This is a genomic window from Ensifer sp. Root1252, assembly GCF_001425885.1.
Lineage (GTDB): Bacteria > Pseudomonadota > Alphaproteobacteria > Rhizobiales > Rhizobiaceae > Ensifer > Ensifer canadensis.
In genome coordinates this window covers 128,006-149,741 of sequence record NZ_LMDT01000005.1, presented here as the reverse complement: position 1 = coordinate 149,741, position 21,736 = coordinate 128,006, and the positions used below count along the sequence as shown (strand labels likewise).

General features: G+C 60.9%; 21 protein-coding genes and 4 pseudogenes. 5 read left to right on the top strand and 20 right to left on the bottom strand.

The features are described 5' to 3' along the window. Positions 1-4 precede the first annotated feature (4 nt). Positions 5-790 carry an SDR family oxidoreductase gene (locus ASD02_RS07765; protein ID WP_057220489.1) on the bottom strand — a complete coding sequence of 262 codons (786 nt, stop codon included), beginning with the start codon at positions 788-790 and terminating at the stop codon, positions 5-7. Between the two features lie 302 nt (positions 791-1,092). Between ASD02_RS07765 and ASD02_RS07760 the strand changes: the two genes are divergently transcribed. After that, positions 1,093-2,025, top strand: coding sequence for a LysR family transcriptional regulator (locus ASD02_RS07760; protein ID WP_057220488.1), 933 nt, complete (start codon positions 1,093-1,095; stop codon positions 2,023-2,025). A 14-nt stretch (positions 2,026-2,039) separates the two neighbouring features. On the opposite strand, the gene ASD02_RS07755 is transcribed toward ASD02_RS07760, so the two are convergent. The 15 genes and pseudogenes from ASD02_RS07755 to ASD02_RS07690 all read right to left on the bottom strand — a co-directional run bounded on the left by ASD02_RS07755 (position 2,040) and on the right by ASD02_RS07690 (position 15,748). Continuing rightward, positions 2,040-2,924, bottom strand: coding sequence for an ABC transporter permease (locus ASD02_RS07755; protein WP_057220487.1), 885 nt, complete (start codon positions 2,922-2,924; stop codon positions 2,040-2,042). 4 nt (positions 2,925-2,928) lie between these two features. Beyond that, a complete protein-coding gene (locus ASD02_RS07750) occupies positions 2,929-3,846 on the bottom strand; it encodes an ABC transporter permease (RefSeq protein WP_057220486.1) in 918 nt (305 codons plus the stop codon). Positions 3,847-3,886: 40 nt separating this feature from the next. Continuing rightward, positions 3,887-5,407, bottom strand: a complete 1,521-nt coding sequence (locus ASD02_RS07745; protein WP_082555485.1) for an ABC transporter substrate-binding protein — start codon at positions 5,405-5,407, stop codon at positions 3,887-3,889. A 44-nt stretch (positions 5,408-5,451) separates the two neighbouring features. Beyond that, positions 5,452-6,270: an ABC transporter ATP-binding protein gene (locus tag ASD02_RS07740; protein ID WP_057220484.1), complete on the bottom strand. Its 819-nt coding sequence runs from the start codon at positions 6,268-6,270 to the stop codon at positions 5,452-5,454. Then, positions 6,263-7,258 carry an ABC transporter ATP-binding protein gene (locus ASD02_RS07735; protein ID WP_057220483.1) on the bottom strand — a complete coding sequence of 332 codons (996 nt, stop codon included), beginning with the start codon at positions 7,256-7,258 and terminating at the stop codon, positions 6,263-6,265. Before ASD02_RS07735 ends, ASD02_RS07740 begins: the two co-directional genes overlap by 8 nt. A 203-nt stretch (positions 7,259-7,461) precedes the next feature. Then, positions 7,462-7,607 (bottom strand): annotated as a pseudogene (locus ASD02_RS39610) (LysR family transcriptional regulator); the annotation flags it as partial. Positions 7,608-8,261: 654 nt separating this feature from the next. Then, positions 8,262-8,390, bottom strand: a complete 129-nt coding sequence (locus ASD02_RS40350) for a hypothetical protein (protein WP_277996346.1) — start codon at positions 8,388-8,390, stop codon at positions 8,262-8,264. Beyond that, positions 8,362-8,956, bottom strand: a pseudogene (gene dgoD, locus ASD02_RS39605) (galactonate dehydratase); the annotation flags it as partial. The gene ASD02_RS40350 and the pseudogene dgoD (ASD02_RS39605), both read right to left, overlap by 29 nt. A gap of 1 nt (position 8,957) precedes the next feature. Continuing rightward, positions 8,958-9,710 (bottom strand): annotated as a pseudogene (locus ASD02_RS39600) (enolase C-terminal domain-like protein); the annotation flags it as partial. 95 nt (positions 9,711-9,805) lie between these two features. Beyond that, positions 9,806-10,765: an ABC transporter substrate-binding protein gene (locus tag ASD02_RS07715; protein WP_057220479.1), complete on the bottom strand. Its 960-nt coding sequence runs from the start codon at positions 10,763-10,765 to the stop codon at positions 9,806-9,808. 65 nt (positions 10,766-10,830) lie between these two features. Then, positions 10,831-11,814: an ABC transporter permease gene (locus ASD02_RS07710; protein WP_057220478.1), complete on the bottom strand. Its 984-nt coding sequence runs from the start codon at positions 11,812-11,814 to the stop codon at positions 10,831-10,833. Beyond that, on the bottom strand, positions 11,811-12,581 hold the full coding sequence (locus tag ASD02_RS07705; RefSeq protein WP_244494189.1) for an ATP-binding cassette domain-containing protein: 771 nt from the start codon (positions 12,579-12,581) through the stop codon (positions 11,811-11,813). Before ASD02_RS07705 ends, ASD02_RS07710 begins: the two co-directional genes overlap by 4 nt. A gap of 28 nt (positions 12,582-12,609) precedes the next feature. After that, positions 12,610-13,749 carry a galactonate dehydratase gene (gene dgoD, locus ASD02_RS07700; RefSeq protein WP_057220477.1) on the bottom strand — a complete coding sequence of 380 codons (1,140 nt, stop codon included), beginning with the start codon at positions 13,747-13,749 and terminating at the stop codon, positions 12,610-12,612. 7 nt (positions 13,750-13,756) lie between these two features. Next, complete coding sequence (locus ASD02_RS07695) at positions 13,757-14,956, bottom strand: AGE family epimerase/isomerase (protein WP_057220476.1); 1,200 nt, start codon at positions 14,954-14,956, stop codon at positions 13,757-13,759. A gap of 9 nt (positions 14,957-14,965) precedes the next feature. Beyond that, positions 14,966-15,748 carry an SDR family oxidoreductase gene (locus ASD02_RS07690; protein ID WP_057220475.1) on the bottom strand — a complete coding sequence of 261 codons (783 nt, stop codon included), beginning with the start codon at positions 15,746-15,748 and terminating at the stop codon, positions 14,966-14,968. 119 nt (positions 15,749-15,867) lie between these two features. Between ASD02_RS07690 and ASD02_RS07685 the strand changes: the two genes are divergently transcribed. From ASD02_RS07685 to ASD02_RS07675, 4 genes and pseudogenes are all read left to right on the top strand, one after another. Beyond that, on the top strand, positions 15,868-16,563 hold the full coding sequence (locus ASD02_RS07685; protein WP_057220474.1) for a GntR family transcriptional regulator: 696 nt from the start codon (positions 15,868-15,870) through the stop codon (positions 16,561-16,563). A 114-nt stretch (positions 16,564-16,677) separates the two neighbouring features. Further along, positions 16,678-16,869 (top strand): ATP-binding protein, encoded by a 192-nt coding sequence (locus ASD02_RS36800; RefSeq protein ID WP_244494188.1) that lies wholly within the window; start codon positions 16,678-16,680, stop codon positions 16,867-16,869. A 7-nt stretch (positions 16,870-16,876) separates the two neighbouring features. Continuing rightward, complete coding sequence (locus ASD02_RS36795; RefSeq protein ID WP_162255904.1) at positions 16,877-17,065, top strand: hypothetical protein; 189 nt, start codon at positions 16,877-16,879, stop codon at positions 17,063-17,065. A 149-nt stretch (positions 17,066-17,214) separates the two neighbouring features. Then, positions 17,215-17,448, top strand: a pseudogene (locus ASD02_RS07675) (DMT family transporter); the annotation flags it as partial. An 82-nt stretch (positions 17,449-17,530) separates the two neighbouring features. On the opposite strand, the gene ASD02_RS07670 reads toward ASD02_RS07675, so the two are convergent. From ASD02_RS07670 to ASD02_RS07655, 4 genes are read right to left on the bottom strand one after another with little or no spacing between them, the layout of a single operon-like run. Next, on the bottom strand, positions 17,531-18,535 hold the full coding sequence (locus ASD02_RS07670; RefSeq protein ID WP_057220471.1) for a TRAP transporter substrate-binding protein: 1,005 nt from the start codon (positions 18,533-18,535) through the stop codon (positions 17,531-17,533). A gap of 43 nt (positions 18,536-18,578) precedes the next feature. Then, entirely contained in the window at positions 18,579-19,856 is a 1,278-nt protein-coding gene (locus ASD02_RS07665) for a TRAP transporter large permease subunit (protein ID WP_057220470.1), read from the bottom strand. Next, positions 19,856-20,389 (bottom strand): TRAP transporter small permease, encoded by a 534-nt coding sequence (locus ASD02_RS07660; RefSeq protein ID WP_057220469.1) that lies wholly within the window; start codon positions 20,387-20,389, stop codon positions 19,856-19,858. The genes ASD02_RS07665 and ASD02_RS07660 overlap by 1 nt, the downstream gene beginning before the upstream one ends. Positions 20,390-20,408: 19 nt before the next feature. Beyond that, positions 20,409-21,611 (bottom strand): fumarylacetoacetate hydrolase family protein, encoded by a 1,203-nt coding sequence (locus ASD02_RS07655; protein ID WP_057220468.1) that lies wholly within the window; start codon positions 21,609-21,611, stop codon positions 20,409-20,411. Positions 21,612-21,736: the final 125 nt, after the last annotated feature.

The following is a 21,736-nucleotide window of genomic DNA, read 5'->3' as shown; positions in this document are numbered from 1 at the left end:
GGCGTCATACGCTCGCGATCATGCCGCCGTCGACCCGGATGACCGAGCCGGTGAGATAGGAGGCGCGCGCAGAAGCCAGGAAGGCTACCACATCGCCGTATTCCGCCGGCTCACCGTAACGCCCGACGGGAATGGAAGCGGTGGACGAAGCAGCCACCTGTTCAACGGTTCGCCCTTCCCGCCCCGCCTTCTGTTCGTCAAGGAAGGTGATGCGCTGCGTGGCGATGCGTCCCGGCAACACGATGTTCGCGGTGATGCCGAAACGGCCCACTTCCGTGGCCAGCGACTTCGACCAGCCGACGAGGCTCATGCGCAGCGCGTTGGAAACGGCGAGGTTCGGGATCGGCACGATTACGCCGGAGGAAGTCGAAGTGATGATGCGCCCCCAGCGCCGCTCCTTCATGGCCGGCAATACGGTGTCAGTGATCTTGATGACGGACAGAACCATGGACTTGAAATTGTCGAGCCAAAGCTCCGCCTTTTGGCCTTCGGCCGGGGTCGGCGGCGGCCCGCCGGTATTGTTGACGAGAACGTCGACCGGTCCCAATTCCGCTTCGATACGGGCCACATTTGGGGCAATCGCGTCGAGGTTCGCCAGATCCCATTGCACGGCGACCGCGCGGCCACCTTCACCGACGATGCGGGCAACGGTCGCCTCTGCAGCGTCGAGCGAGATGTCGGCCACCGCAACTAGCGCACCCTCGCTTGCAAGCGAAAGAGCGATCGCCCCGCCAAGGCCACCGCCAGCACCAAGCACCAGCGCGGTTTTGTTCTTCAATCCGAAGTCCATGATCCATCCTCTATGTCGTTCCTCCCTTTCCCGCAACGCGGACGGAGGGCATGGAGGAAGAGTTTCAAGATGCGGCGGCGATGTCTACGAAGATCAAATTATCAACATATAGCTCTTCGCCTATGACCATGGCGAAGCCCTGAAATTCCACCACGCGCGAGCACGAGTGGGACGTCGCGCCGAGCAACGCTGCGTTCCGCTCACATTTGGCAGTTGATGGCGCGGTGTGCCGACGGCTAAGGTGGTCCGTGTCGGCAGGCAGGCCCGAACAAAACTTTCAGAAAGCGGCGGGAGGCCTCATCATGCGACCCAGCATCCGTCACCTTGAAATCTTCAGACTTTTCTCAAGGGTTTTGAACGTCACCGAGACTGCGCGCATTTTGCGTGTTACCCAGCCTTCGGTCAGCCAGGCGCTCAAAGATCTGGAGCTGCAGCTTGGCGTCAGCCTGCTGATCCGGTCGAAATCCGGCCTGCGGTTGACATCTGCCGCCGAGGAACTTCTGGCCTCGATAGACGGCGTGCTCGACAACATGCAAATGCTGGCCGACCGGGCATCCCGCCTGCGCGGCGAACAACGGAACCAGCTGTCCATCTCCACGGTCCTGCCGCTGACGGCAGCCCTGGTTCCCCTTGCCATCGAGCGGGTTCGCAAAGACAAGCCAGGCGTGCGCATCACCGTCGAAAGCTATTCGAGCCGCGAGGTCGTTCAGAAGGTTCAGGACCGATCGGTCGATCTCGGGCTGACCTTCCTGCCGATCGAGGTTCCGGACCTGATCCAGCATCCGCTGATGACGACGGAGATGGCTTGCCTGCTGCCACCGGGCCATCACCTCGCGGCCAGGGAGATCGTCACGGCCGACGATCTTCTCGAGGAAACCATCATCACGCTCGGTTTGCAGGTGCGGCAAGAGTTCGACGTGCGCCTGGCCTTCGATCGGCCGCTCGATGACACCCGTTTCATCACCACCAATCTCTCCACCATCGCATCGGACATGGTGCGACAGGGGATGGGTGTGGCGATAACCCTGCCCTACGTTCTCCAGCATCTGGAAGGGAGCCAGGTAGTAGCCCGCCCGTTCCGCCCGCTAATCAAGCGTTCGCTCGTCGCGGTTTTCCACAATCATCCAGGACTTTCGCCCATCGGCCGGCTGTTCCTGAAGCACCTGCGGGCAGAACTGCGTACCTTTGCCGACGGCATCGCCGACCACGGCCTGACGTCGCGTATACCCAGCTGACGCGCGACATTTCCCTAACGCCCGTCTGCGTTTTCGAAGACCGTCCGCAGGCCTTCGCCGAAAAGTGTGATCCCGGCCACCAGCGTGAAGATGGCCCACCCCGGAATATTGACCAGCCAAGCTTCGAAGTAGACGAAATCCTTCGCCTCGGCGATCATCAGGCCCCAGGAGGCCGCCGGCGGCCTGATTCCGAGTCCGAGGAATGACAGGGCCGACTCCAGCATGATCGCGTGGGCCATTTCCAGCGTGGCGACGATAACAAGAGGGCCGACCATATTGGGCAATACCTCGCGCACCATGATGTGGAAATCCGAGAATCCAGCCGCGCGCGCAGCAAGGACGAACTCGGCATTCTTGAGCCGCATCGCCAGCGCCCGCGACACGACGAGGAACTGGTCCCAGAGGAAGAAGGCGAGGATCAGCATCATCAGCCCCAGCGAATTGCCGAGAAGGCCAACGAGCGCGATGGCGGCCAGCATGATCGGTAGGCTGAGGCGGACGGTCAGCAGGAACACCACGAAGGCGTCCGTCCTGCCGCCGCGAAAGCCGGCGGCGAGCCCCAGGCCGATGCCGAGGACCGCCGAAATCAGGATCGTGCCGAAACCGACCGCCAGCGACATCCGACTGCCGTAGATCAGCCTGGTAAGTACGTCCCGGCCGAGATGATCCGTGCCAAGCGGATGATCCCAGGTTCCGCCCATGAAAATCGGCTTGATGAGCCGCTCGGCCAGCGACTGGGCGTAGGGGGAATGCTGCGCGAGCAAAGGCGCGAAGATCGCCAGCAGAACCGTCAGGAGAAGGATCGCGCCTCCCACCCAAAGTCCCGGCCCGGCGGTTGGAAGTCGCCAACGGGAAAGGCTCGGCTGGTCATCCGCCAAGAGAGGGGTCGATGCCGTCATTGATTTACTCCAGTCGAATGCGCGGATCGATTGCGCGGTTGACGAGATCGGCGAAAAGCGTCAGCACCACGTAAGCTGCTGACACGGTGAGAACGGAAGCCTGTACGACCGGATAGTCGTTCTGATTGATCGCCTCCCAGGTGAGGTATCCGATCCCGTTGATGGCGAAGATGTTCTCCACCACGACGGACCCCCCGAGCAGGAAGCCGAACTGGACGGACGCGACGGCGACAACCGGCACCAGCGTGTTGCGCAGCGCATGCCGAAAATAGATCGCCGGACCGCGCAGTCCCTTCGCCCGGGCGGTCCGGATGTAGTCGGACGCCATAACGTCGACCATGCCGGAGCGCACGATGCGGATGATCGCCGGCATGGAGTAGAAACTGAGCGCCAGCGCCGGCATGATCAGATGTTGCAGGTCGGTTCCACCGGTGATCGGCAGCCAGCGGAGATTAAGCCCGAACACCAGGATCAGCAGGAAGCTGGTCCAGAAGATCGGCGTCGCGCCCCCGAGCAGCGCGATGAACAGCACGATCCGGTCCACGAGAGAGCCTGGACGTATGCCCGCGGCCATGCCCATCGGGATCGCGGACGCGATTGCAAGGCCCGTCGCCAGCGCACCCAGTTTCAAGGTCACGGGCATGCGCTCGGCCACCAGCGCCATCACCTGCTTGCCATAGTAGAACGACGCGCCGAGGTTTCCGTGCAGCGCATTCCACAGCCAGTCGCCATATTGAATGTAGAGCGGTCTGTCCCACCCGTAGGTCTTGCGTAGGAAGTCGACATAGTCCGCGCCGGCATTCTCGCCGGCAAGGGAAATGGCCAGATCGCCCGAGACCTTCAGCATGATGAAGCTGATGAACGAAATGGTGAGAAGCACCATGAGCGCCATCAGCACGCGGCGGATTAAAAAGTTCTTCATCTCGGCCTCCCATAGCCTCGGGCGACAACCGGGCCGGTAATCATTTCCAGTGGTACTTCCAGAACTCGACGTTCTCGTCCTTCGGCACGGGGCCTTCGAGTTCGGCGGACATCACGTAATTGATCGGCATGGTGAAGAGCGGCGTCCAATAGGCCTGATCGGCAATGCGCTTGAACGCGACCGAGAAGGCCTGTTTGCGGCTGTCGGCATCGTTGGTGCTGCCGGCCTTTTCCAGCCACGTATCGACTTCGGCATCACGCGACTGGTCGTCCGGCGCGCCGTTGAAATAGAACTTGGTCGGGGCTCCCGCATCCGCAATGCCCGACGAGCCGAAATCGTCGATAACGAGTGCCGCCTTTCGATCGCGGCGTTGCTGCACCACGGCTGAGTATTGCTGCCAGACCAGATTGGCCCGGATGCCCACAGCACCGAGATACCCAACAATCGCCTCCGCCACGGGACGCGAGCGGAAACCGTAGATGTCGATGTCGAAGCCATCGGCAAAACCGGCTTCGGCGAGGAGCTGCTTGGCCCGCTCCGGCTCGTAGTCATAATCCTTCACATCCTGCTCGCAACCGAACTGGATGGGATTGCAGGCGGAGCGAATGGGTTCGGCCGATCCGCCGATCAGAGTCTTAGCTATGGCCTGCCGGTCGATGGCGTGGTTGATCGCCTGGCGCACGCGCGTGTCCTTCAGGGGGCCGTCGGGCGCGGCAAGGCCGGCCGCGTCCATGGTCAGGAAGCCGATGCGGAAGGTCGGCGCGTTCACCACCGTAACGGTGGGAATGGCGGCAAGGCGTTCAGCCTGGTCGGCGGGAATATACCAGGCCCAGTCTACCCCTCCCCGCGCCAGCTCCGCCACCTGGGTGTTCACGTCAGGAACAGTGCGGTAGACGAGCGTCTTGATTTCGGGCTTGGTCTTGGGCCCGCCGTCGAAGTAGCTATCGAACCGCTCGAAGACGATGTCGGACCCTTTTTTTCCGGCAACCTTGTAGGGTCCCGTTCCCACGGGCTGCTCCGAAAAGGCCTGGAGCCCGACCTTCTCCCGGTGGTCCGCCGGCATCATCGGCACCTGGACGATGTACTGCAAGGCGAGCGGCGTCACCTTGCTGGCATGAAGACGCACGGTGTAATCATCGATGACTTCCACCCGCTCGATCCATGCGGACGTGATGCGGTCAAACACCTTGTTCTTGGGGTCGGCGGCGAAATTGAACGTGTAGGCGACGTCCTTGGCGGTGAAGGGGTCACCATTGTGGAACGTGACACCCTTGCGCAGATGAAGTTCGAGCGTCTTTTCATCGATCCACTTCCAGTCCGTCGCCAGTAGCGATTTGAGCTCGAAGGTCTGTGTGTCGCGGTAGATCAGCGTATCGTAGATGAGAAGGCCGAGAAGAAAGCCCTCGCGACCGGGTGCATAGAAGCGGTCGAGGCTCGGCAGCTGGGCGGCAAAGGTCGCAACCAGCGTATCATCCGCCTTACCGGCGAATGCAGGAGTCGCCGCCGCAACGGACGCCGCCAGCAGCGAAAGAGAAACGGTAGCCGAAACCATTCTGGACATCACAAACTCCGGTGTTGAGGGAAATTCAGGGCATGCATTGGACGTCACGGTGCGGCGTCACAGCGCCTTTCGGAATGGAGCCCACCGTGCAGATCGGGTACAGAAGAAATAAGGAGCCGCGTGTAATCCTCCCGCGGCTTCAAAAGCACGTCGCGAACGCTTCCCGTTTCGACTATCTCGCCGTGCCGCATCACCGCCACGCGATCCGCCATGTGGGCGACCACGCTGATATTGTGCGTGATGAGCAGGACGGAGAGCTTGCGCTCGCGGCGTTGCTGCTGGAGCAGGTTTAGGATCTGCGCCTGCACCGACACATCCAATGCCGAGGTCGGCTCGTCGCAAACCAGGATTTCGGGGTTAGCGATCAAGGCGCGTGCGATCGCCGCCCTCTGGCGCTGACCGCCGGAAAGCGCCGAGGGCCGGCGACGCGCATAGGCCGATCCCAAACCCACCTCTTCGAGAAGGCCAGTCGCCCGGTTCAAGGCGGAGGCGCGGGCTTCGCCGCGCGCAAGCAAAGGCGCCGCGACGATCTCGGCAAGCGTGTGGCGCGGATTGAGCGAAGAATAGGGGTCCTGGAAGACGGGCTGCATACGGGCCGCCCGCTCCCGCCGGGACAGGCTCCCGATGTCCTTTCCGAAACAAAGCACCATTCCCTCGCTCAAGGGGGAAAGCCCGAGAAGGATGCGCGAAAGGGTGGATTTCCCCGAACCGGATTCCCCCACGATAGCAAGCGTTTCACCCTCTCGCAGGGCGATGGAGACATTGGTCAGAGCTTTGATAGCGTTATGGCCGGGATAGCTGTGACTGACGCTCCGCGCTTCCAGCGCGAGACGGGGAAAGGGCGCTGCCTGGGGCTCATGCATGGAAAAATTCCCTCTTTTCCATGGCGAAAAGACAGCGGCAGATTTCCACCGCGCCTGCGGGTCGCGCAGGTACCGTTTCCGTGCTGCACCGGTCCCGGACCAGCGCGCAACGGGGCGCAAAAGCGCAGCCTTCGATCCGGCCATGCAGCAGCGGCACCCGTCCGGGTATCGTGCCGAGTTCAACCGAAACGCCGGCGGGCGAAGGTGTCGTTGAAGGTACGCAGGAAATGAGCGCCCTGGTATAGGGATGGCGGGGATCGGCAAGTACGTCGCGGGCATCGCCGGTCTCGACCACCTCCCCGGCATACATGACGGCGACGCGGTCCGCGATAGCCGCGACGACGCCGAGATCATGGGTGATAAAAACGAGGCCGATGCCGTGCTCGCGCTGCAACGACTTGAGCAGAGAGAGAACCTGCGCCTGGATCGTGACGTCAAGTGCGGTGGTCGGCTCGTCGGCGATGATGAGCCGCGGATGGGCCATCAGCGCCATGGCGATCATCACCCGCTGACGCAGGCCACCGGAAAGCTCGTGCGGATACTGGCGCAGCCGGGTGGCGGCATTTGCGATGCCGACCCGTGTCAGGAAAGAGACCGCCGCCGTCTTTGCCGCCTCGCGGTCACGTCCGACATGGCGCAGATGCACCTCCATCAGCTGTCGTCCGATCGTCATGGTCGGATTGAGCCCGGTCATCGGATCCTGAAAGATGAAGCCGATGCCCTTACCCCTGAGGTCTTCGAGTTCGCGCCGCGACAGATGCTGGATATCGTGCCCCTCGAAAGCCAGCCTTTTTGCCGAACACCGGGCGACGTGCGGCAGGAGGCCCGTTATGGAGAGCGCCATCAGGGATTTTCCGCAACCGGATTCACCCACGATGCAAAGCGTCTCGCCGGCGTTGACAGCGAGATCGATGCCACGCACGGCGTGAAGCACGCCGGAACCCGTGACGACCTCGATGTTTAGATCGGTTATCTCCAGCAAAGCCATCGATGCGCCTTCCGCCAATGTCGAACTTTCGTGGACCTGGGGAAATCATGGCAAAAGGATGCCGGGCAGGAAAAGTATCCCTTTTCGGATGACGCTATAGCTAATCGCCTATGCCAATCCGCTGATTTAATCGACGATGATCAAGCGCGAGGTCTACCGCCTTGCGTCGACTCGAACCACTGACCCCGCTGGAGCGTACCAGGCGCCGGCAGCAGACCGATGGTTGCCGGATAGACCGTTCCGATCCGGGTCTTCCTCACCGCCTTGCCGGCAGCCGAGCGTACCATCTCGGCCGACAGGTCGACATCGCCCAGGATCCGCACACACCAGTTTTATGCTCAGCCTCCCCAATTGCTGCTCGTGCTCTTCTCGACTGGACATAGGCCGAACTGGCCCAACGCACAGCGATCAGCGCCCGTGTCAATTCGAGCCTTTGAAAAAGGTGGAGAGATGCGGGAGAGCAACCTGCGATTTTTGCGACTGACATTCGAGGCGGCAGGCGTGGCCTTCCAAGACGAGGGTGAGATGGTTGCATGCCCGATGCTTGTAGGGAAGAAAAGCTTCGTCAGCATTGTGCCACTCCAGGCTGTTGCTTCTGATCAAGACTGGAGGCATTGCCGCCTCCTCCAGCCATAGTCAATCATCGCATGTCTCCACGCATGATCCTTCTGCGTCAGGGGCTGGTTCAACCCCAAGCCGCGCTCGCCAATAACTTCTGGATTGCCGGTGCAGCCCAAGCGGACTTTCGTTAGATCAGCACTTCGTCGCGACCGTCCCCCAGCCGTCATATCGCAAATTAAAACCCATTTCGATTTTCAGAGCATTCACAGTCAGGCGATCAATTGTGGAAGGCTGGATTGCGGCTTTCGGAAAGTCGGCTCTGCGTCCCTCGCCTTGAAAGGCATAGAACGGCAAACCCTCTGATAGTGTGGGTTGATGACGAGCAGGCGCCAGCCGCAACATTTTCCAGTTCACTGCCTTGGCGTGATCGTCCGAATGTACTTCACCACTCGGCGACGCTGCCGTCCTCATGGCGCCAGATCGGATTGCGCCAGCGATGGCCCTCCTTGGCGCGCTCGATGACATAGGCCTCGTCGACCTCGTCACCACTCGGCGACGCTGCCGTCCTCATGGCGCCAGATCGGATTGCGCCAGCGATGGCCCTCCTTGGCGCGCTCGATGACATAGGCCTCGTCGACCTCGACGCCGAGGCCCGGACCCTGCGGGATCGAGACAAAACCGTCCTCATAGTGGAAGACRTCCTTGTTCGAGACATAGTCGAGAATATCGTTGGCCTCGTTGTAATGAATGCCGAGGCTCTGCTCCTGGATGAAGGCGTTGTAGCTGACGGCATCGATCTGCAGGCAGGCGGCAAGCGCGATCGGCCCGAGCGGGCAATGCGGCGCCAGCGCCACGTCATAGGCCTCGGCCATGGCGGCGATCTTGCGGCATTCGGTGATGCCGCCGGCATGGGAGAGATCGGGCTGGATGATGTCGACATAGCCGTCSGCAAGCACCGACTTGAAGTCCCAGCGCGAATAGAGCCGCTCACCGAGCGCGATCGGCGTAGAGCAATGGTTGGCGATTTCCTTCAGCGCCTCGCGGTTTTCCGAAAGCACCGGCTCCTCGATGAACATCAGCTTGAACTGCTCGAGTTCCTTGGCGAGCACCTTGGCCATCGGCCGGTGCACCCGGCCANTCGCGGTTTTCCGAAAGCACCGGCTCCTCGATGAACATCAGCTTGAACTGCTCGAGTTCCTTGGCGAGCACCTTGGCCATCGGCCGGTGCACCCGGCCATGGAAATCCGCACCAATGCCGATATTCGGGCCGACGGCGTCTCGCACCGCTCCTATTGTCGCAACGATCACGTCGATTTTTTCGTAGGTATCGACGATCTGCATCTCCTCCGAGCCGTTCATCTTCAGTGCCTTGAAACCGGCAGACACGACTTCCTTGGCGTTGCGGGCGACATCGCTCGGGCGGTCGCCACCGATCCAGGAATACACCTTGATCTTGTCGCGGCACTGCCCGCCAAGCAGCGAGTGCACTGGCTGGCCCAGCGCCTTGCCCTTGATGTCCCAAAGCGCTTGGTCGATGCCGGCAAGCGCGCTCATGTGAATGGCGCCACCGCGGTAGAAGCCGCCGCGATACATTACGTTCCAATGATCCTCGATCAGGAACGGGTCCTTGGTCGATGCCGGCAAGCGCGCTCATGTGAATGGCGCCACCGCGGTAGAAGCCGCCGCGATACATTACGTTCCAATGATCCTCGATCAGGAACGGGTCCTTGCCGACGAGATAGTCGGCAAGCTCGTGCACCGCAGCCTCGACCGTCAGCGCCCGGCCCTCGACGACAGGCTCCCCCCAGCCGACGATACCCTCGTCGGTCTCCACCTTGAGAAACAGCCAGCGCGGGGGAACGATATAGGTGGTGAGCTTGGTGATCTTCATGGGCTGAGGTCCAGTTGAATGTCGAAACCGTGGCGGGGAAAGAGAGCGGTCAGCTCGGGATCGCCGGTTTGGCCCGGCGACCCCTATGCACCAAATTATTCGGCTGGGCAGGTGAAGCTGTAGAGATACTTGGCCACTTCCGGGCTATCGAGATTGTCCTTGGTTGCGACCACCGAGCCCGTGAGGATCTTCCTTTCGACGGGCTTTCCCTCCAAAGCGTTCAAAGCCTGCTCGCCGGCGAACTTGCCTTCATCGTAGGGTTTGAGAACGACCTGGGCGAAGACCTGGCCCTTCTTCAACTGGTCAATGCCCGGAGGATTGGCGTTGAAGCCAACGATCTTGACATCCTTGGACTTGCCGGCAGCCCGAAGCGCTGCAACCGCTCCTTCGGTATTGAAGGCCGCAGTCGAGAAGATCCCCGCCAGGTCCGGATTGGACAACAGACTTGCCGATACGATCTGGTCGGCCTTCTGCACCGAGTTGTTGGAGAATTGTTGCGCTAGGTAATTCTGACCGGCGGCCTTAATCGCATCGGCAAAACCCTTCTCGCGATCATCCGTCGTCGTGACGCCGGGGCTGAGATTGACGGTCAGGACCGATCCCTTCTGTTCTCCAAGCAGCTTGGCCAGCTCGTTTCCGGCTACCCGGCCAGCCTCGACATTGTCGGACGAGACTTCGGAAACCGCGATGGACGGATCTTCCAGCGTCGTATCCACGAGGACGATCTTGATGCCCTGCTCGGATGCCTTCTTCAGCGGAGCAAACAGTGCCTTGCTATCGGTTGGCGCGATAACGATGGCGTCGGGCTTCTTGGCGACCATCGTTTCGAGGATCGGGACCTGCGCTGCGGGATCGAAGGACTTCGGCGCCTGGGTTTCAACGGATGCGCCTCGCGCCTTTGCCGCGGCCTCGATGCCGCATTGCACCGAGCCGTAGTAGGCGTCACCGCCAACGCCCGGGATAAAGGCGAGCTTGTACTCGGCCCTTGCTGCCGAACTGGCGCCAAGCGCCAGCAGTAGCGACGTTGCCGACACCACGATCTTGTTTCTATTCATTCTGCTCACTCCCTTTTTGAGATCTCTGTTCACCTTCCCCCTCGGAAGGCAGGTTGGTCATGTGGCTAACGTTGGTTGGACCTGCCCATCTGATCGAGATAGACGGCAAGGATCAGCACAACCCCGACCATGACGTCGCGCCAGAAGGTGTTGAGCCCGACCATGATCAAGCCATTCTCCAGGCTGGCCGGGATCAACACGCCGATAGCCGTGAAGAACACGCTGCCGCGCCCGCCGAAGAGGCTGGTGCCGCCGATGACGACCGCGGCGATGACGCTGAGATTGTCGGTTGCGTGGCCGGCAATCGTAGTCGAACCGTAGCGGGCAAGCGACAAAATGCCCGCGAGCCCGGCAAGAAACCCGGCCAGCGCATAGATCCGGATCAGGTGTCGGCCGAGGGGGATGCCCATTTCCCGGGACGCGCGCGCACTCGAACCGATGGCTAGCGTGTGGCGGCCGAAACGAGTGGAGCGTAGCCAGACCCCGCCAATAATGGTGACGATCGCGGCGATGATGACGAGCATCGGTACGCCGGCGAAATCCCCCACGCCGACGGTGTCGCCGAGGACCATAGGCACGTCCTTCAGGTCCTCGCCGGCAATAATCCAGCTCAGCCCCTGTGCCGCCCCCATTGTCCCAAGGGTTGCGACCAGTGGCGGGATTTTCGCACGCGCCACAAGAATGCCATTGAGCGTACCCCATAGCGTGCCGGCGATGCAGGCAGCGACAATGCCGGCAAGGGCCGCACCCCAGCCTTCGCCGCCGGCCATCGCCATCACCTTGGCGGCGATGACGCCGGAAAATACCAGCACCGCGCCAACGGAGAGGTCGACGCCGCCCGTGACGATCACAAAGGTGGCGCCCACGGCCATGACTAGCAGGATCGATGCCGCCATACCGATGTTGCGTACATTCGCTGCACTGGCGAAGCTGTCGAAACGCAGTATGGAGAAAACGGTGATGATCAGGAGCAGGATGACAAGTATGCGGCCCGATCCGGTGATGTAGCGGCCGACTGTCGCCGCCGGCGTCTGGGATTCTACACTCATGCTGGGGAAACCTCGGTGGTGATTGCGCCAGTGATCGCGCCGACAATCTTCTCGGTGGTCATTTCCGAGCGCGAGAAACGGGCGGTGCGTCTGCCAAGCCGGAAGACTTCGACCCGATCCGCCACGGCCATGACGTCAGGCACGTTGTGGCTGATGATGATGACGGCGCGGCCCGATGCCTTGACGCGGCCTATCAGCTCCAGCACTGCGCGGGTTTGGGCAACGCCGAGCGCTGCCGTCGGCTCGTCCATGATCACCAGCTTGTCCGCCCAGGTGACGGCTCTAACCACGGCGATGCTCTGCCGTTGACCGCCAGACAGCGTCGCAATTGGAGCCTCAAGGCTCTTCAATTGCACCTGCATCGAAGCGAGTGCTGCCCGCGTCCGCTCGCGCATCTCCTTTTTATCGAGGAATCCGAAACGGCCCGGCAGCCCCTTTCGGGTCAGCTCGCGCCCGAGAAACATGTTGGCCGCGGCGTCGAGATCGGGTGCCATCGCCAGATCCTGATAGACGATTTCCATGCCGAGCGCCTGGGCGTGCTTCGGCGAACCGAAATGGACCGGCTTTCCTTCAAACAGCAGTTCGCCGCCATCTGGCTGGTGCACGCCGCACATCGTCTTGACGAGTGTGCTTTTGCCGGCCCCGTTGTCGCCCATGAGGGCGACCACTTCTCCGGGCGCGATTGAAAAGCTTGCGCCCTTCAGTGCCTCGATGCCGCCAAAGCGTTTAACGATGCCGCGGGCTTCAAGCAGGGGACTTATCGTCACGAACGTTCTCCTTTCGTCAGTCACGTTCTCACCAGTCAGCAATGCTGCCATCGGCGCGGAAGGATTGCGGGATCCATTGGCCCTGATCCTCGTGCGCCAGGAACTCTTCGTTCAGCTCGATGCCAAGGCCAGGGCCTGTCGGCAGCGCGAGATACCCATCGCGGTCGACGCGCGGTACGTAGCTGCTGAGCCTGGCCGTCCATTCAAGATTGGTGTGTCGTGTCTCAAGCATCGAGAAATTCTGGGCAAAGGCTGCCAGATTGAGGCTTGCGGCAGCCTGCACGGGGCCGTTCGGATTGTGCGGAGCGAAGTTGACGCCATAGAGTTCGGCAAGCGATGCGATGCGCGCCATTTCGCTAATGCCGCCGGCGTTGGCGACGTCTGGCTGGATGATGCCGGCCCACTCGTTTTCCAGGACTTCGCGGAAGGCCCAACGGGTGAACATCCGTTCGCCGACGGCAATCGGCGTGGCAGAATGCTGGGCGAGACGCTCGAGTGCGGCATTTGATTCTGCCGGGACCGGCTCCTCGATCCAAAGCGGCCCTGTGTGCCGGATCGCCGCTTCGATGACGATGGCAAGCGACGCGCTGCAGCGACCATGCATATCGACGGCAAAATCGAGGTCCTCGCCCAGAGCGTCGCGAACGGCCTCGCAACAGGAGACGATCTGGCGGATCGTGCTGCGGCCCTCTGTCATCGCCACTGCCGGAATGGGGTAGATCTTCACGGCCTTGAACCCCATGGCCACCGCCGCTGCGACGCGGTCCTTGAACTCCCGCGGATCAAGGGAAAGGCCGAGATTGGCGTAGGCCTTGATGCGGTCTCGCACGGGGCCGCCCAAAAGCGATGCGACGCTCTTGTTTGCGAGCTTTCCCTTGATGTCCCACAACGCCATGTCGACACCGGATAGCGCCGAGGTCTGAATGGGGCCACCACGCCAATAGGCATGGCGATACATGCGCTGCCAGACCCATTCGACCCTTTCGGGATCCGCTCCGACGATCAGCTTTTCCAGATCGCGGACCGCGCCGGCAACACCGTTCGGTTTCGTCGGCAGTGAGCACTCACCCCAACCAAAGAGGCCTGGCTCATCCGTTTCAACCTTGACGAAGACCAGGTCGGAGATCGGGCTGTAGCAGACGAAGGGCGAAATTCGAGCGATTTTCATGACGGCTTCAATCTTTGAGTAGCTTAAGGATTTCGACGCAGGCGCCCATGTTATGGTAGTCGGGCTCGGGATCGCCGCGGATGGCGCTGGCGATCGAGTTGTCGTCATTGAGTGCCCGGAACCAGCCTCCGTGGCGGTGATCGACGAGGTTCATCCAGGCGTAGCGCCAGAGCCGGTCGTACCAATCCCAGTATCGGTCTCCGCCAGTAGCAACCGCCAGATGGGCGGCAGCCGCGATCGTCTCGGCATGCACCCATTGCTGCTTGGAACGATCGTAGAGGGCGCGATCTGGCCCGTAGGAATAGAACATCCCGCCGCGATCACGATCCCATGAGGTTTCCATTGCTTCGTCAAAGAGCGCCATGGCCCGCGGCACATGCCAATCGCTCGCCTTGTGTCGGTCCAGCATCAACAGAAGCTTGGCCCATTCCGTCTGATGGCCCGAGAGATAACCCCAGGGCCGGTAGCCGTCGGAATGATCGTCCTTGTTGTAGTCAAGGTCGACTGACCAGTCTTGACGATAGTGTTCCCAGACCTGGTTGAGTGGGGACAGCGCCGCCTGCCGCATCGTGATCGCCTTGGCGATCAATTCGGCACGCTCAATGAACCATTGATCGCCGGTCGCCTCGAAGGCGGCGATCATAGCTTCGCAGGCATGCATGTTGGCGTTCTGTCCACGATAAGGGGCGATCTCAGAGAAGTCGCTGCTCGCCTGATCGGCGTAGAGCCCGTGGCGAGCCTCGAAGACATGGCGCTCCATCGTTTCGACGATCTCGGACAGCCACCCGTTTGCCTCGGCCAGACCCGCCTTGATTGCCATCGCATGGGCCAGCACGACAAAGGCAAGACCGTAGGTGATGTTGGAGCCATCTTCATCCTCGCGCCCGCCCGCGCTGAACGAAAACTGCCAGCGATACCCTCTGGTTAGCGACACCCGGTGCTGAGAAACGAGAAAGTTCAAGGCATGGCGGGCATCGTCGCGATATTCCGCCTTGCCGAAGACTCGGTAGGCATTGGCGAAGTTGAACAGGGTGCGGCAGGTGTGAACGAGAGACCGTGCTTGCCTGTCGAGCACTGCGCCATTTTCGGCGTAGACCGTGTAGAAGCCGCCAGCCGGATCTTTTCCGTGAGGATGGAAAAAATCCATTGTTTTCTGGATGTGTCCGATCAGGAAGGCTCGGGAGCGGAAATCGGGAAAGTCGGTCATGGGCTGCCCTCAGAAACCGAGTTTGGCGAGAAGGCCACCGTCGGCGACGAGATCGGCGCCGGTGACATAGCTTGAGCGATCGCTGGCGAGGAAGGCGATCACCTCGGCCATTTCCATGGGCTGGCCGATGCGGCCGATGGGGACACGCTGGCCCCAATCCCGATAGACGTCGTCCTGATCGGCGCCGCCACCAAACTTTGCGGCGGCGATCCGCAGCAATGGCGTATCGATAGGCCCAGGGCTGGCCGTGTTGGCGCGGATGTTGTCTGCGCCACAATCCATGGCGAGCGAGCGCGTGAAGGCGAGGATCGCGCCCTTGCTCGTGGCATAAGCCGCAAGATTGGGAACCGTTGCCGAGCCCTGATTGGAGGCGACGTTGACGATCGCGCCGCCGCCGCGCGCCCTTAGATGTGGAATACCGAAATGCGCAACGAGATAGGCGCTCTTGACGTTGACCGCCATGACCCGATCCCAGGTCGCCTCATCGGTGGTCTCGGCCGTTCCATAAGGATGGATTGCTGCAGAGCAGATCAGGATGTCGAGGCCGCCAAAATCCTGGACGGTCTTTTCGATGGCGTCGGAAACATCGCGAGCGTCCGACCCGTCGCCGGTGAAGGCCTGCATGCTCGCTGGCAGATGCGATAGCCCGGCGTCCTGTCCATCGGCAGAGAGCGGCGCGCCGAACATCGATACCGATGCGCCGCGTTGCGCCATGAGTTCGGACGCTGCGCGACCGATGCCGGTGGTACCTCCCATGACAAAGGCGACTTTGCCGTTGAATTCCTGCTGCATGCTTATGCCTCCCTTATATCGGTGGAATATCATGCGGTTTACTAGTATACAAGTGCATTAGTACAAATTATGTGGTAATGGCAATCTGTGACAGTGAGCGAGTTCCAGGGAGCCGATGGATGGCATTCAAATACACGACAAGCAGGGAGCCGATCTCAGGGAAGGCTTACGCCAACATAAAGCGGCGCATACTGGACCTGACGCTGCCGCCGGGCGAATTGCTGTCGGAAACGCGGCTAGCGGCGGAGTTCGGCCTCAGTCGTACGCCGGTTCGTGAGGCATTGAAGCGTCTGGAGAACGAGGGACTTGTGGACGTCGTTCCGCAGCAGGGCAGTTTCGTCTCACCGATCCGGCGCGAATTTCTCATGGATGCACAATTCGCCCGCGCTGCGCTGGAATGCGCGTTGGTGTGCCAGGCGTCTGGGACGCGGTCGGACAAGGACCTTGCGATCCTTGATGCCAATCTGAGCGCGCAGCGCCAAGCGGCTGAGAATGGCGATTTTGATACGCTCTACAGGCTCGACGAAGAGATGCACGAAGCGCTTGCGCTCGCTGCGGGTCGTCCGCACATCTGGTCGCTCATCAGCGACATAAAAATCCATATGGATCGTGCGCGCAAGCTGACCCTGCGTCCGGACCACGTGCCGACGCTCCTCGCACAGCATCAGGCAATCATCGACGCAGTGCGGGCCCAGGATAACGCTGCGGCAGAGCAGGCGATGAACGCTCACCTGAGTTTTATCGTCGAACACTTCGACGAGTTCATCAATGCCAATCCATCCTTTGTCCGAGAGGTGATCAAGGAGATCCTCTAGGCGAGAAGCAGTCGGATCGGATTGTTAATAGGCGGGTGACGTCAGGTCAAATTCTCCAAGAGGACCTTCGATCTGACGTTTGGCTCAGGTGACCTCCGTTGTGGTAGCCTTCCCATGCTCGATCGCGAGGTTGTAAATCCTGGCCGTCTTCCGCTCGGCGTCACGCGCCAAAATGTGCTCCATACCACCGTGCGCCGAAACGAGCATTTGGCCAAACTGTTTCACGACCTCAAGCTTATGGAGCTCAGCGGCTACGATAAGGTGTACGAGATTCTGCTTTCCCAGGGGCGTCCGGCGCCGCTCTGAATGGAGCGTGCCCTTCCTGACGGAAGAACTGGCGAAAGATCCGCAGAACATGATGCGCAAGTACCGCGCGGCATTTGCCTTGGGTCGGGGCGTCGCGTGGGACAAGGCCGGGACGTTCAACAGGCGGCAGTCCATTCCGGTCACGGACATCGATGCGTGGATCCATGCGAATCTGGATGGCTCTGGTCGGGGTTAATCCCGCGAACCGCGTGGGGTTCGCGATTTCGAGCGGGTGGGCGGGACGATAAATGGATGTCCTACCCATCCGCTGTCTCGGGCTGGAAGCCCTTGGCGTCTGCTCCGGAATTCGCTTGTTATGCCCGCTCGGCGCAGGCGCATTTGGGGGCGCACATGCTTGTCCACCGGGCACTGAAGATCTCAGACGCGGCCACGGTCGCACCGTTGCAATATACGTTGCTTCTCTGGGCGATCGTCTTCGGCTGGATGTTCTTCGGCGATGTGCCGCGTCTCACCACGCTGTTCGGCGCGGAGCTGATCATCGGCTCCGGGCTGTTCATCTTATTCCGCGAGCAACAGTTGAAGAAGCGTAGACCCGACGCGCGCCTCGACATACCCTGACGCGGCTTGTCCTGAACGCGAAGAGCCCGCTGACGCAGCGGACTCCCATGACGATAGTGGCGAAACCTGGCCTGCCCGCGGTTTACTTGCGGATTGCGGCAAGCTCGGCCAGGATGCCATCGACGACATCGGCGCCGATCTCGGCCTTGTGCTTTTCATAGACGACCATGGACTTCTCGCGAATGCGGGCCTGCTCTTCTGGCGAAAGCACATTCACCTCAAGACCCGCGGCCTTGATCTTCTCTAGCGACTTCTTGTTCAGATCGCCGATTACCTGGCGCTCGACGTCACGCCCGACGACAGCGCACTCCCGCAAAGCGGCCTGCTCCTCGGGCGCGTAGGTATCGAAGATCGCCTTGGAAAAGAGGAAGAGGAACGGCGTGTAGGCGTGGTTGGTCTGGGTGACATATTTCTGCACCTCGAAGAACTTCGACGTGTCGATGGTCACATAGGGATTTTCCTGGGCGTCGATCGTCTTGGTTTCAAGAGCCGAGAAGACTTCGCCGAATGCCATGGGCGTCGCGTTAGCGCCAAGGTTCTGGAAGGTATCGAGGAACACGTTGTTTTGCATGACGCGAACCTTCATGCCTTCCAGGTCTTCCCATTTGTTCACCGGACGAACCGAGTTTGAAAGGTTACGGAAGCCGTTTTCCCAATAGGCGAGATTGATGAGGCCCACGGCCACCAGCTTCTCGTTCATCATATCGCCGAACTTGCCGTCCAGCACCTTGTAGGCTTCCTCCGAGGTCGAGAAGAGGAACGGCAGATCGAAGACGCCGAGTGCCGGCTCGATACCGACGAGCGGCGAAGAGGACGTCACCACGGCTTCCTGAACGCCGGATCGGAGCGCCTGGGTCGCCTGCAGGTCACCTCCCAGAGCACCACCCCAGAATGCCGTCAGCTTCAGCTTCCCGCCCGACTTTTCATCAAGGCATTTCTGCATCGCGGCAATGCCGTTGCCGACGGGGTGATCGGCATTGATGCCATTGGACACGCGTATGTTGCGCTCGGTGAATTCGGCGAATGCCGGCGCGGAGGCAGACAGGGTGAAGGCGATGGCAGTCGTGGCAAGTAGCAGTTTTCGCATGATATCCTCCCATGGATGTTGAAACAGAAGTGGCTTTTCGACCTCAGTGCAGCCAGCGAGCCGGTACGATAACCAGGTCAGGAAACAGGACCAGGAGCAGAAGTACGAGCGTTTGGGCCAGCAGGAACGGCCAGACACCTACCGTTACCTTGCCCAAGGGAACGCGGCCGACGCCACTGACAACGTTGAGAACGACGCCGACAGGCGGGGTCAGAAGGCCAATGCAGTTGTTCATGATGAACAGGACGCCGAAATAAACCGGATCGATGCCTGCCTGCTTGATGATCGGCATCAGGACCGGCGTCAGGATCAGGATGGTCGGCGTCAGGTCCAAGGCCGTCCCGACGATCAGTACCAGGATCATGATAACGAACATCAACAAGGTCGGACGATCGATCAACGGTTCGATGAGGCCGGTAATTTCCGCGGGGATGTTGGCGGCGGTGATCAACCAGGCGGAAACGAGCGCTGCGCAGACCAGGAACATGATGACGGAGGTGGTCTTAGCCGCCTGGAGGATAACCCGTGGAAGCTCCCTCGGCGTGAGCTCCCGGTAGATCACCATGCCGACGAACAGCGCATAGGCCGCGGCGATCACGGCAGCTTCCGTCGGCGTCACAACGCCCGCCTTGATGCCGCCAAGGATGATGACAGGCATGCCGAGGGCCCACAGAGCGCGACCGGTCACCCGAAGGCGCTCCGCACCCGACGCACGCGGCAACGGCTGGACATTGTCCTTGCGCACGACAATCAGCCACGCCACGACCAAGGCAAGTCCCATCATCAGGCCCGGTACGATACCGGCCATGAAAAGCTGCGTGATCGAGACGTTGGCAGCAACACCGAAAACGATGAAAGCCATCGACGGCGGGATGACCGGCGCGATGACGCCACCTGCGGCAATGAGGCCGGCCGAGCGCGGTACGTTATAGCCGGCCTTGGCCATCATCGGGATGAGAATGGCCGCGAGCGCAGCAGTATCGGCCGCCGCCGAACCGGAAATGCTGGCCATGATCAGGGCCGCGACGATCGCGACGATGCCCAGGCCCCCGCGGATATGTCCCACGCAGGCAATGGCGAAATCGATAATGCGCCGCGACAGGCCGCCGGCATTCATCAGCTCTCCGGCCAGAATGAAGAACGGGATGGCGAGCAGCGTGAACGTATCGGCGCCGGCAATCATGTTCTGCGCGATGATCTGGGTATTGAACATTCCCATGTACCACATGAGAACGACACCGCAGAACATCAGCGAGAATGCGACCGGCACCCCGATTGCCATGGCGCCAATCAGTGAAGCGACGAAAACGAAAAGCGTCATCAGGTCCGCTCCGCCATCTGTTCGATCGTGAGATTCTCGCCCGCAAACGCTTCAATTTCCTCCTGCGTTACCCGACCGGTGAGCAGGCGGAAGAGGCGCTCCAGCGCGATGACCGCGCAACAGAAGCCGGTAAAGAAGCCACTGCCGTAGACGAAACCCATGGAGAGCCCGGTCACCGGGGCCTTCATGCTCCAGTTGATCGGCAGTTGCTTCCAGGTGCCCCAGAAAAAAATGGCCGAGCAGGCGATGATCACCAGATTGCTCAGGATCATGCAAAGGATGCGGCCCTTGCGGCCGAGCAGAGCAACGAGGGTTTCCACGCCGAGATGCCCGTGCTCCCGAAACGTCACGACGGCGCCGATGAAAGTCAGCCAGATGAAAAAGTAGCGTGCGAGCTCGTCCGAGACCGTTAGGCCGGAATTGATCGCATACCGCAGGATGACGTTCACGAAGACCATGATCGCCATTCCCGAAAGAAGGACGATCAGCAGGAATTCGAGAGCCTTGTAAAAGTGGTCGACTACCTTTTGCACGCTTTCCTTCCAGTCTGCGTTACAACAGGCCGCGCTTGGCCAGGTTTCTCATCAGCGCACCGAGGCCGAAGGTCCATTCGGGGCAAGCGTCACTGCGATCGACCCAGTTTACCAGACGGCCAAGTAGGGGTGTCGAAATTTCCACCCGGTCGCCGATTTCATGCGTAAATCCCTGGCCTGCCCCGCGCCGGTCCTTCACGGGGGCGAACATGGTGCCGAGGAAAAGCACGGCGCCATCGGGATATTGATGATTGCGATTGAGCAACTGGCGGGCAAGGTGGGAGGGCTTGCGGCTTATCGCTTCCATCGGGCTCTCGCCCGTCATCCGGAAACCGTCCTGTCCCTCGACGGACAAGGCAACGCGGACCCTCCCGAGTTCCTCCAGAGTGAACTTGTCATCGAAGACGCGAATGAAAGGGCCGATCGAACACGATGCGTTGTTGTCCTTCGCCTTGCCGAGCAACAGCGCCGAACGCCCTTCGACATCGCGAAGGTTGACATCGTTGCCGAGCGTGGCGCCGACGATTTCGCCGGAAGACCGCAGGACCAGGACCACTTCCGGCTCGGGATTGTTCCACTCCGAGATCGGATGGATACCGACCAGCGAACCGCAGCCGACCGCCGACATGGGTTGCGACTTGGTGAAGATTTCGGCATCCGGCCCGATGCCCACCTCAAGGTACTGCGACCACAGGTTCATCTCCTGCAGAAGTTCCTTCACCCGTGCAGCCTGCTCGGAACCGGCGACGACACCACGAAGACTGCCCCCCAGAACCGGCGCCAAACGCTTGCGGATATCGGACGCCCGGGACGCATCTCCCTTTGCCTGCTCTTCGATCACACGTTCGAGCATGCTGTCGGCAAACGTAACCCCGGCCGCCTTGATCGCCTGCAGATCGATAGGAGCCAGCAATTGGCCAGCCTGGCCCGACAGGAAATCATCGATCGAGCCGAGATCGGGAAGCTCACTCGACGCATGCAGCTTGCCAGCGAAATCCTCAAGCTCAAGCAGCTCGGAAACGGTTGCGGAAACCGACGACACGTCCAGCACCCGCTCGCCGCGGACCGCGACCGGGCAAGGGCCGTCAGCCGAATTCGACCAGACGCGGCCAACAAGCAGCGCATCTGTGGCATCTGCAGGTAAAATATCCGAAGCTCGAAGTGATCTGGTCGAACTCAAGCAAAACCTCCTCACATCCACGACACGATGGCCTCCCGCCATCTTGCCAGCTTGTCAGGATGTCTGACAAGCTGGACCTGTTTTGTAGTCATACTCCCTTGCGCTGTCTAGCGCCGAAAATCATACCCGGACAAACGGCGCCTTGGGGAAGGTGGCACTCCCCGCAA

What these genes read in the sequence shown, in the direction of transcription:
- ASD02_RS07765 (WP_057220489.1), bottom strand. Translation starts at nt 790, where the DNA reads ATGGACTTCGGATTGAAGAACAAAACCGCGCTGGTGCTTGGTGCTGGC.
- ASD02_RS07760 (WP_057220488.1), top strand. Translation starts at nt 1,093, where the DNA reads ATGCGACCCAGCATCCGTCACCTTGAAATCTTCAGACTTTTCTCAAGG.
- ASD02_RS07755 (WP_057220487.1), bottom strand. Translation starts at nt 2,924, where the DNA reads ATGACGGCATCGACCCCTCTCTTGGCGGATGACCAGCCGAGCCTTTCC.
- ASD02_RS07750 (WP_057220486.1), bottom strand. Translation starts at nt 3,846, where the DNA reads ATGAAGAACTTTTTAATCCGCCGCGTGCTGATGGCGCTCATGGTGCTT.
- ASD02_RS07745 (WP_082555485.1), bottom strand. Translation starts at nt 5,407, where the DNA reads ATGTCCAGAATGGTTTCGGCTACCGTTTCTCTTTCGCTGCTGGCGGCG.
- ASD02_RS07740 (WP_057220484.1), bottom strand. Translation starts at nt 6,270, where the DNA reads ATGCATGAGCCCCAGGCAGCGCCCTTTCCCCGTCTCGCGCTGGAAGCG.
- ASD02_RS07735 (WP_057220483.1), bottom strand. Translation starts at nt 7,258, where the DNA reads ATGGCTTTGCTGGAGATAACCGATCTAAACATCGAGGTCGTCACGGGT.
- ASD02_RS40350 (WP_277996346.1), bottom strand. Translation starts at nt 8,390, where the DNA reads ATGAGGACGGCAGCGTCGCCGAGTGGTGACGAGGTCGACGAGGCCTAT.
- ASD02_RS07715 (WP_057220479.1), bottom strand. Translation starts at nt 10,765, where the DNA reads ATGAATAGAAACAAGATCGTGGTGTCGGCAACGTCGCTACTGCTGGCG.
- ASD02_RS07710 (WP_057220478.1), bottom strand. Translation starts at nt 11,814, where the DNA reads ATGAGTGTAGAATCCCAGACGCCGGCGGCGACAGTCGGCCGCTACATC.
- dgoD (WP_057220477.1), bottom strand. Translation starts at nt 13,749, where the DNA reads ATGAAAATCGCTCGAATTTCGCCCTTCGTCTGCTACAGCCCGATCTCC.
- ASD02_RS07695 (WP_057220476.1), bottom strand. Translation starts at nt 14,956, where the DNA reads ATGACCGACTTTCCCGATTTCCGCTCCCGAGCCTTCCTGATCGGACAC.
- ASD02_RS07690 (WP_057220475.1), bottom strand. Translation starts at nt 15,748, where the DNA reads ATGCAGCAGGAATTCAACGGCAAAGTCGCCTTTGTCATGGGAGGTACC.
- ASD02_RS07685 (WP_057220474.1), top strand. Translation starts at nt 15,868, where the DNA reads ATGGCATTCAAATACACGACAAGCAGGGAGCCGATCTCAGGGAAGGCT.
- ASD02_RS36800 (WP_244494188.1), top strand. Translation starts at nt 16,678, where the DNA reads ATGCTCGATCGCGAGGTTGTAAATCCTGGCCGTCTTCCGCTCGGCGTC.
- ASD02_RS07670 (WP_057220471.1), bottom strand. Translation starts at nt 18,535, where the DNA reads ATGCGAAAACTGCTACTTGCCACGACTGCCATCGCCTTCACCCTGTCT.
- ASD02_RS07665 (WP_057220470.1), bottom strand. Translation starts at nt 19,856, where the DNA reads ATGACGCTTTTCGTTTTCGTCGCTTCACTGATTGGCGCCATGGCAATC.
- ASD02_RS07655 (WP_057220468.1), bottom strand. Translation starts at nt 21,611, where the DNA reads ATGGCGGGAGGCCATCGTGTCGTGGATGTGAGGAGGTTTTGCTTGAGT.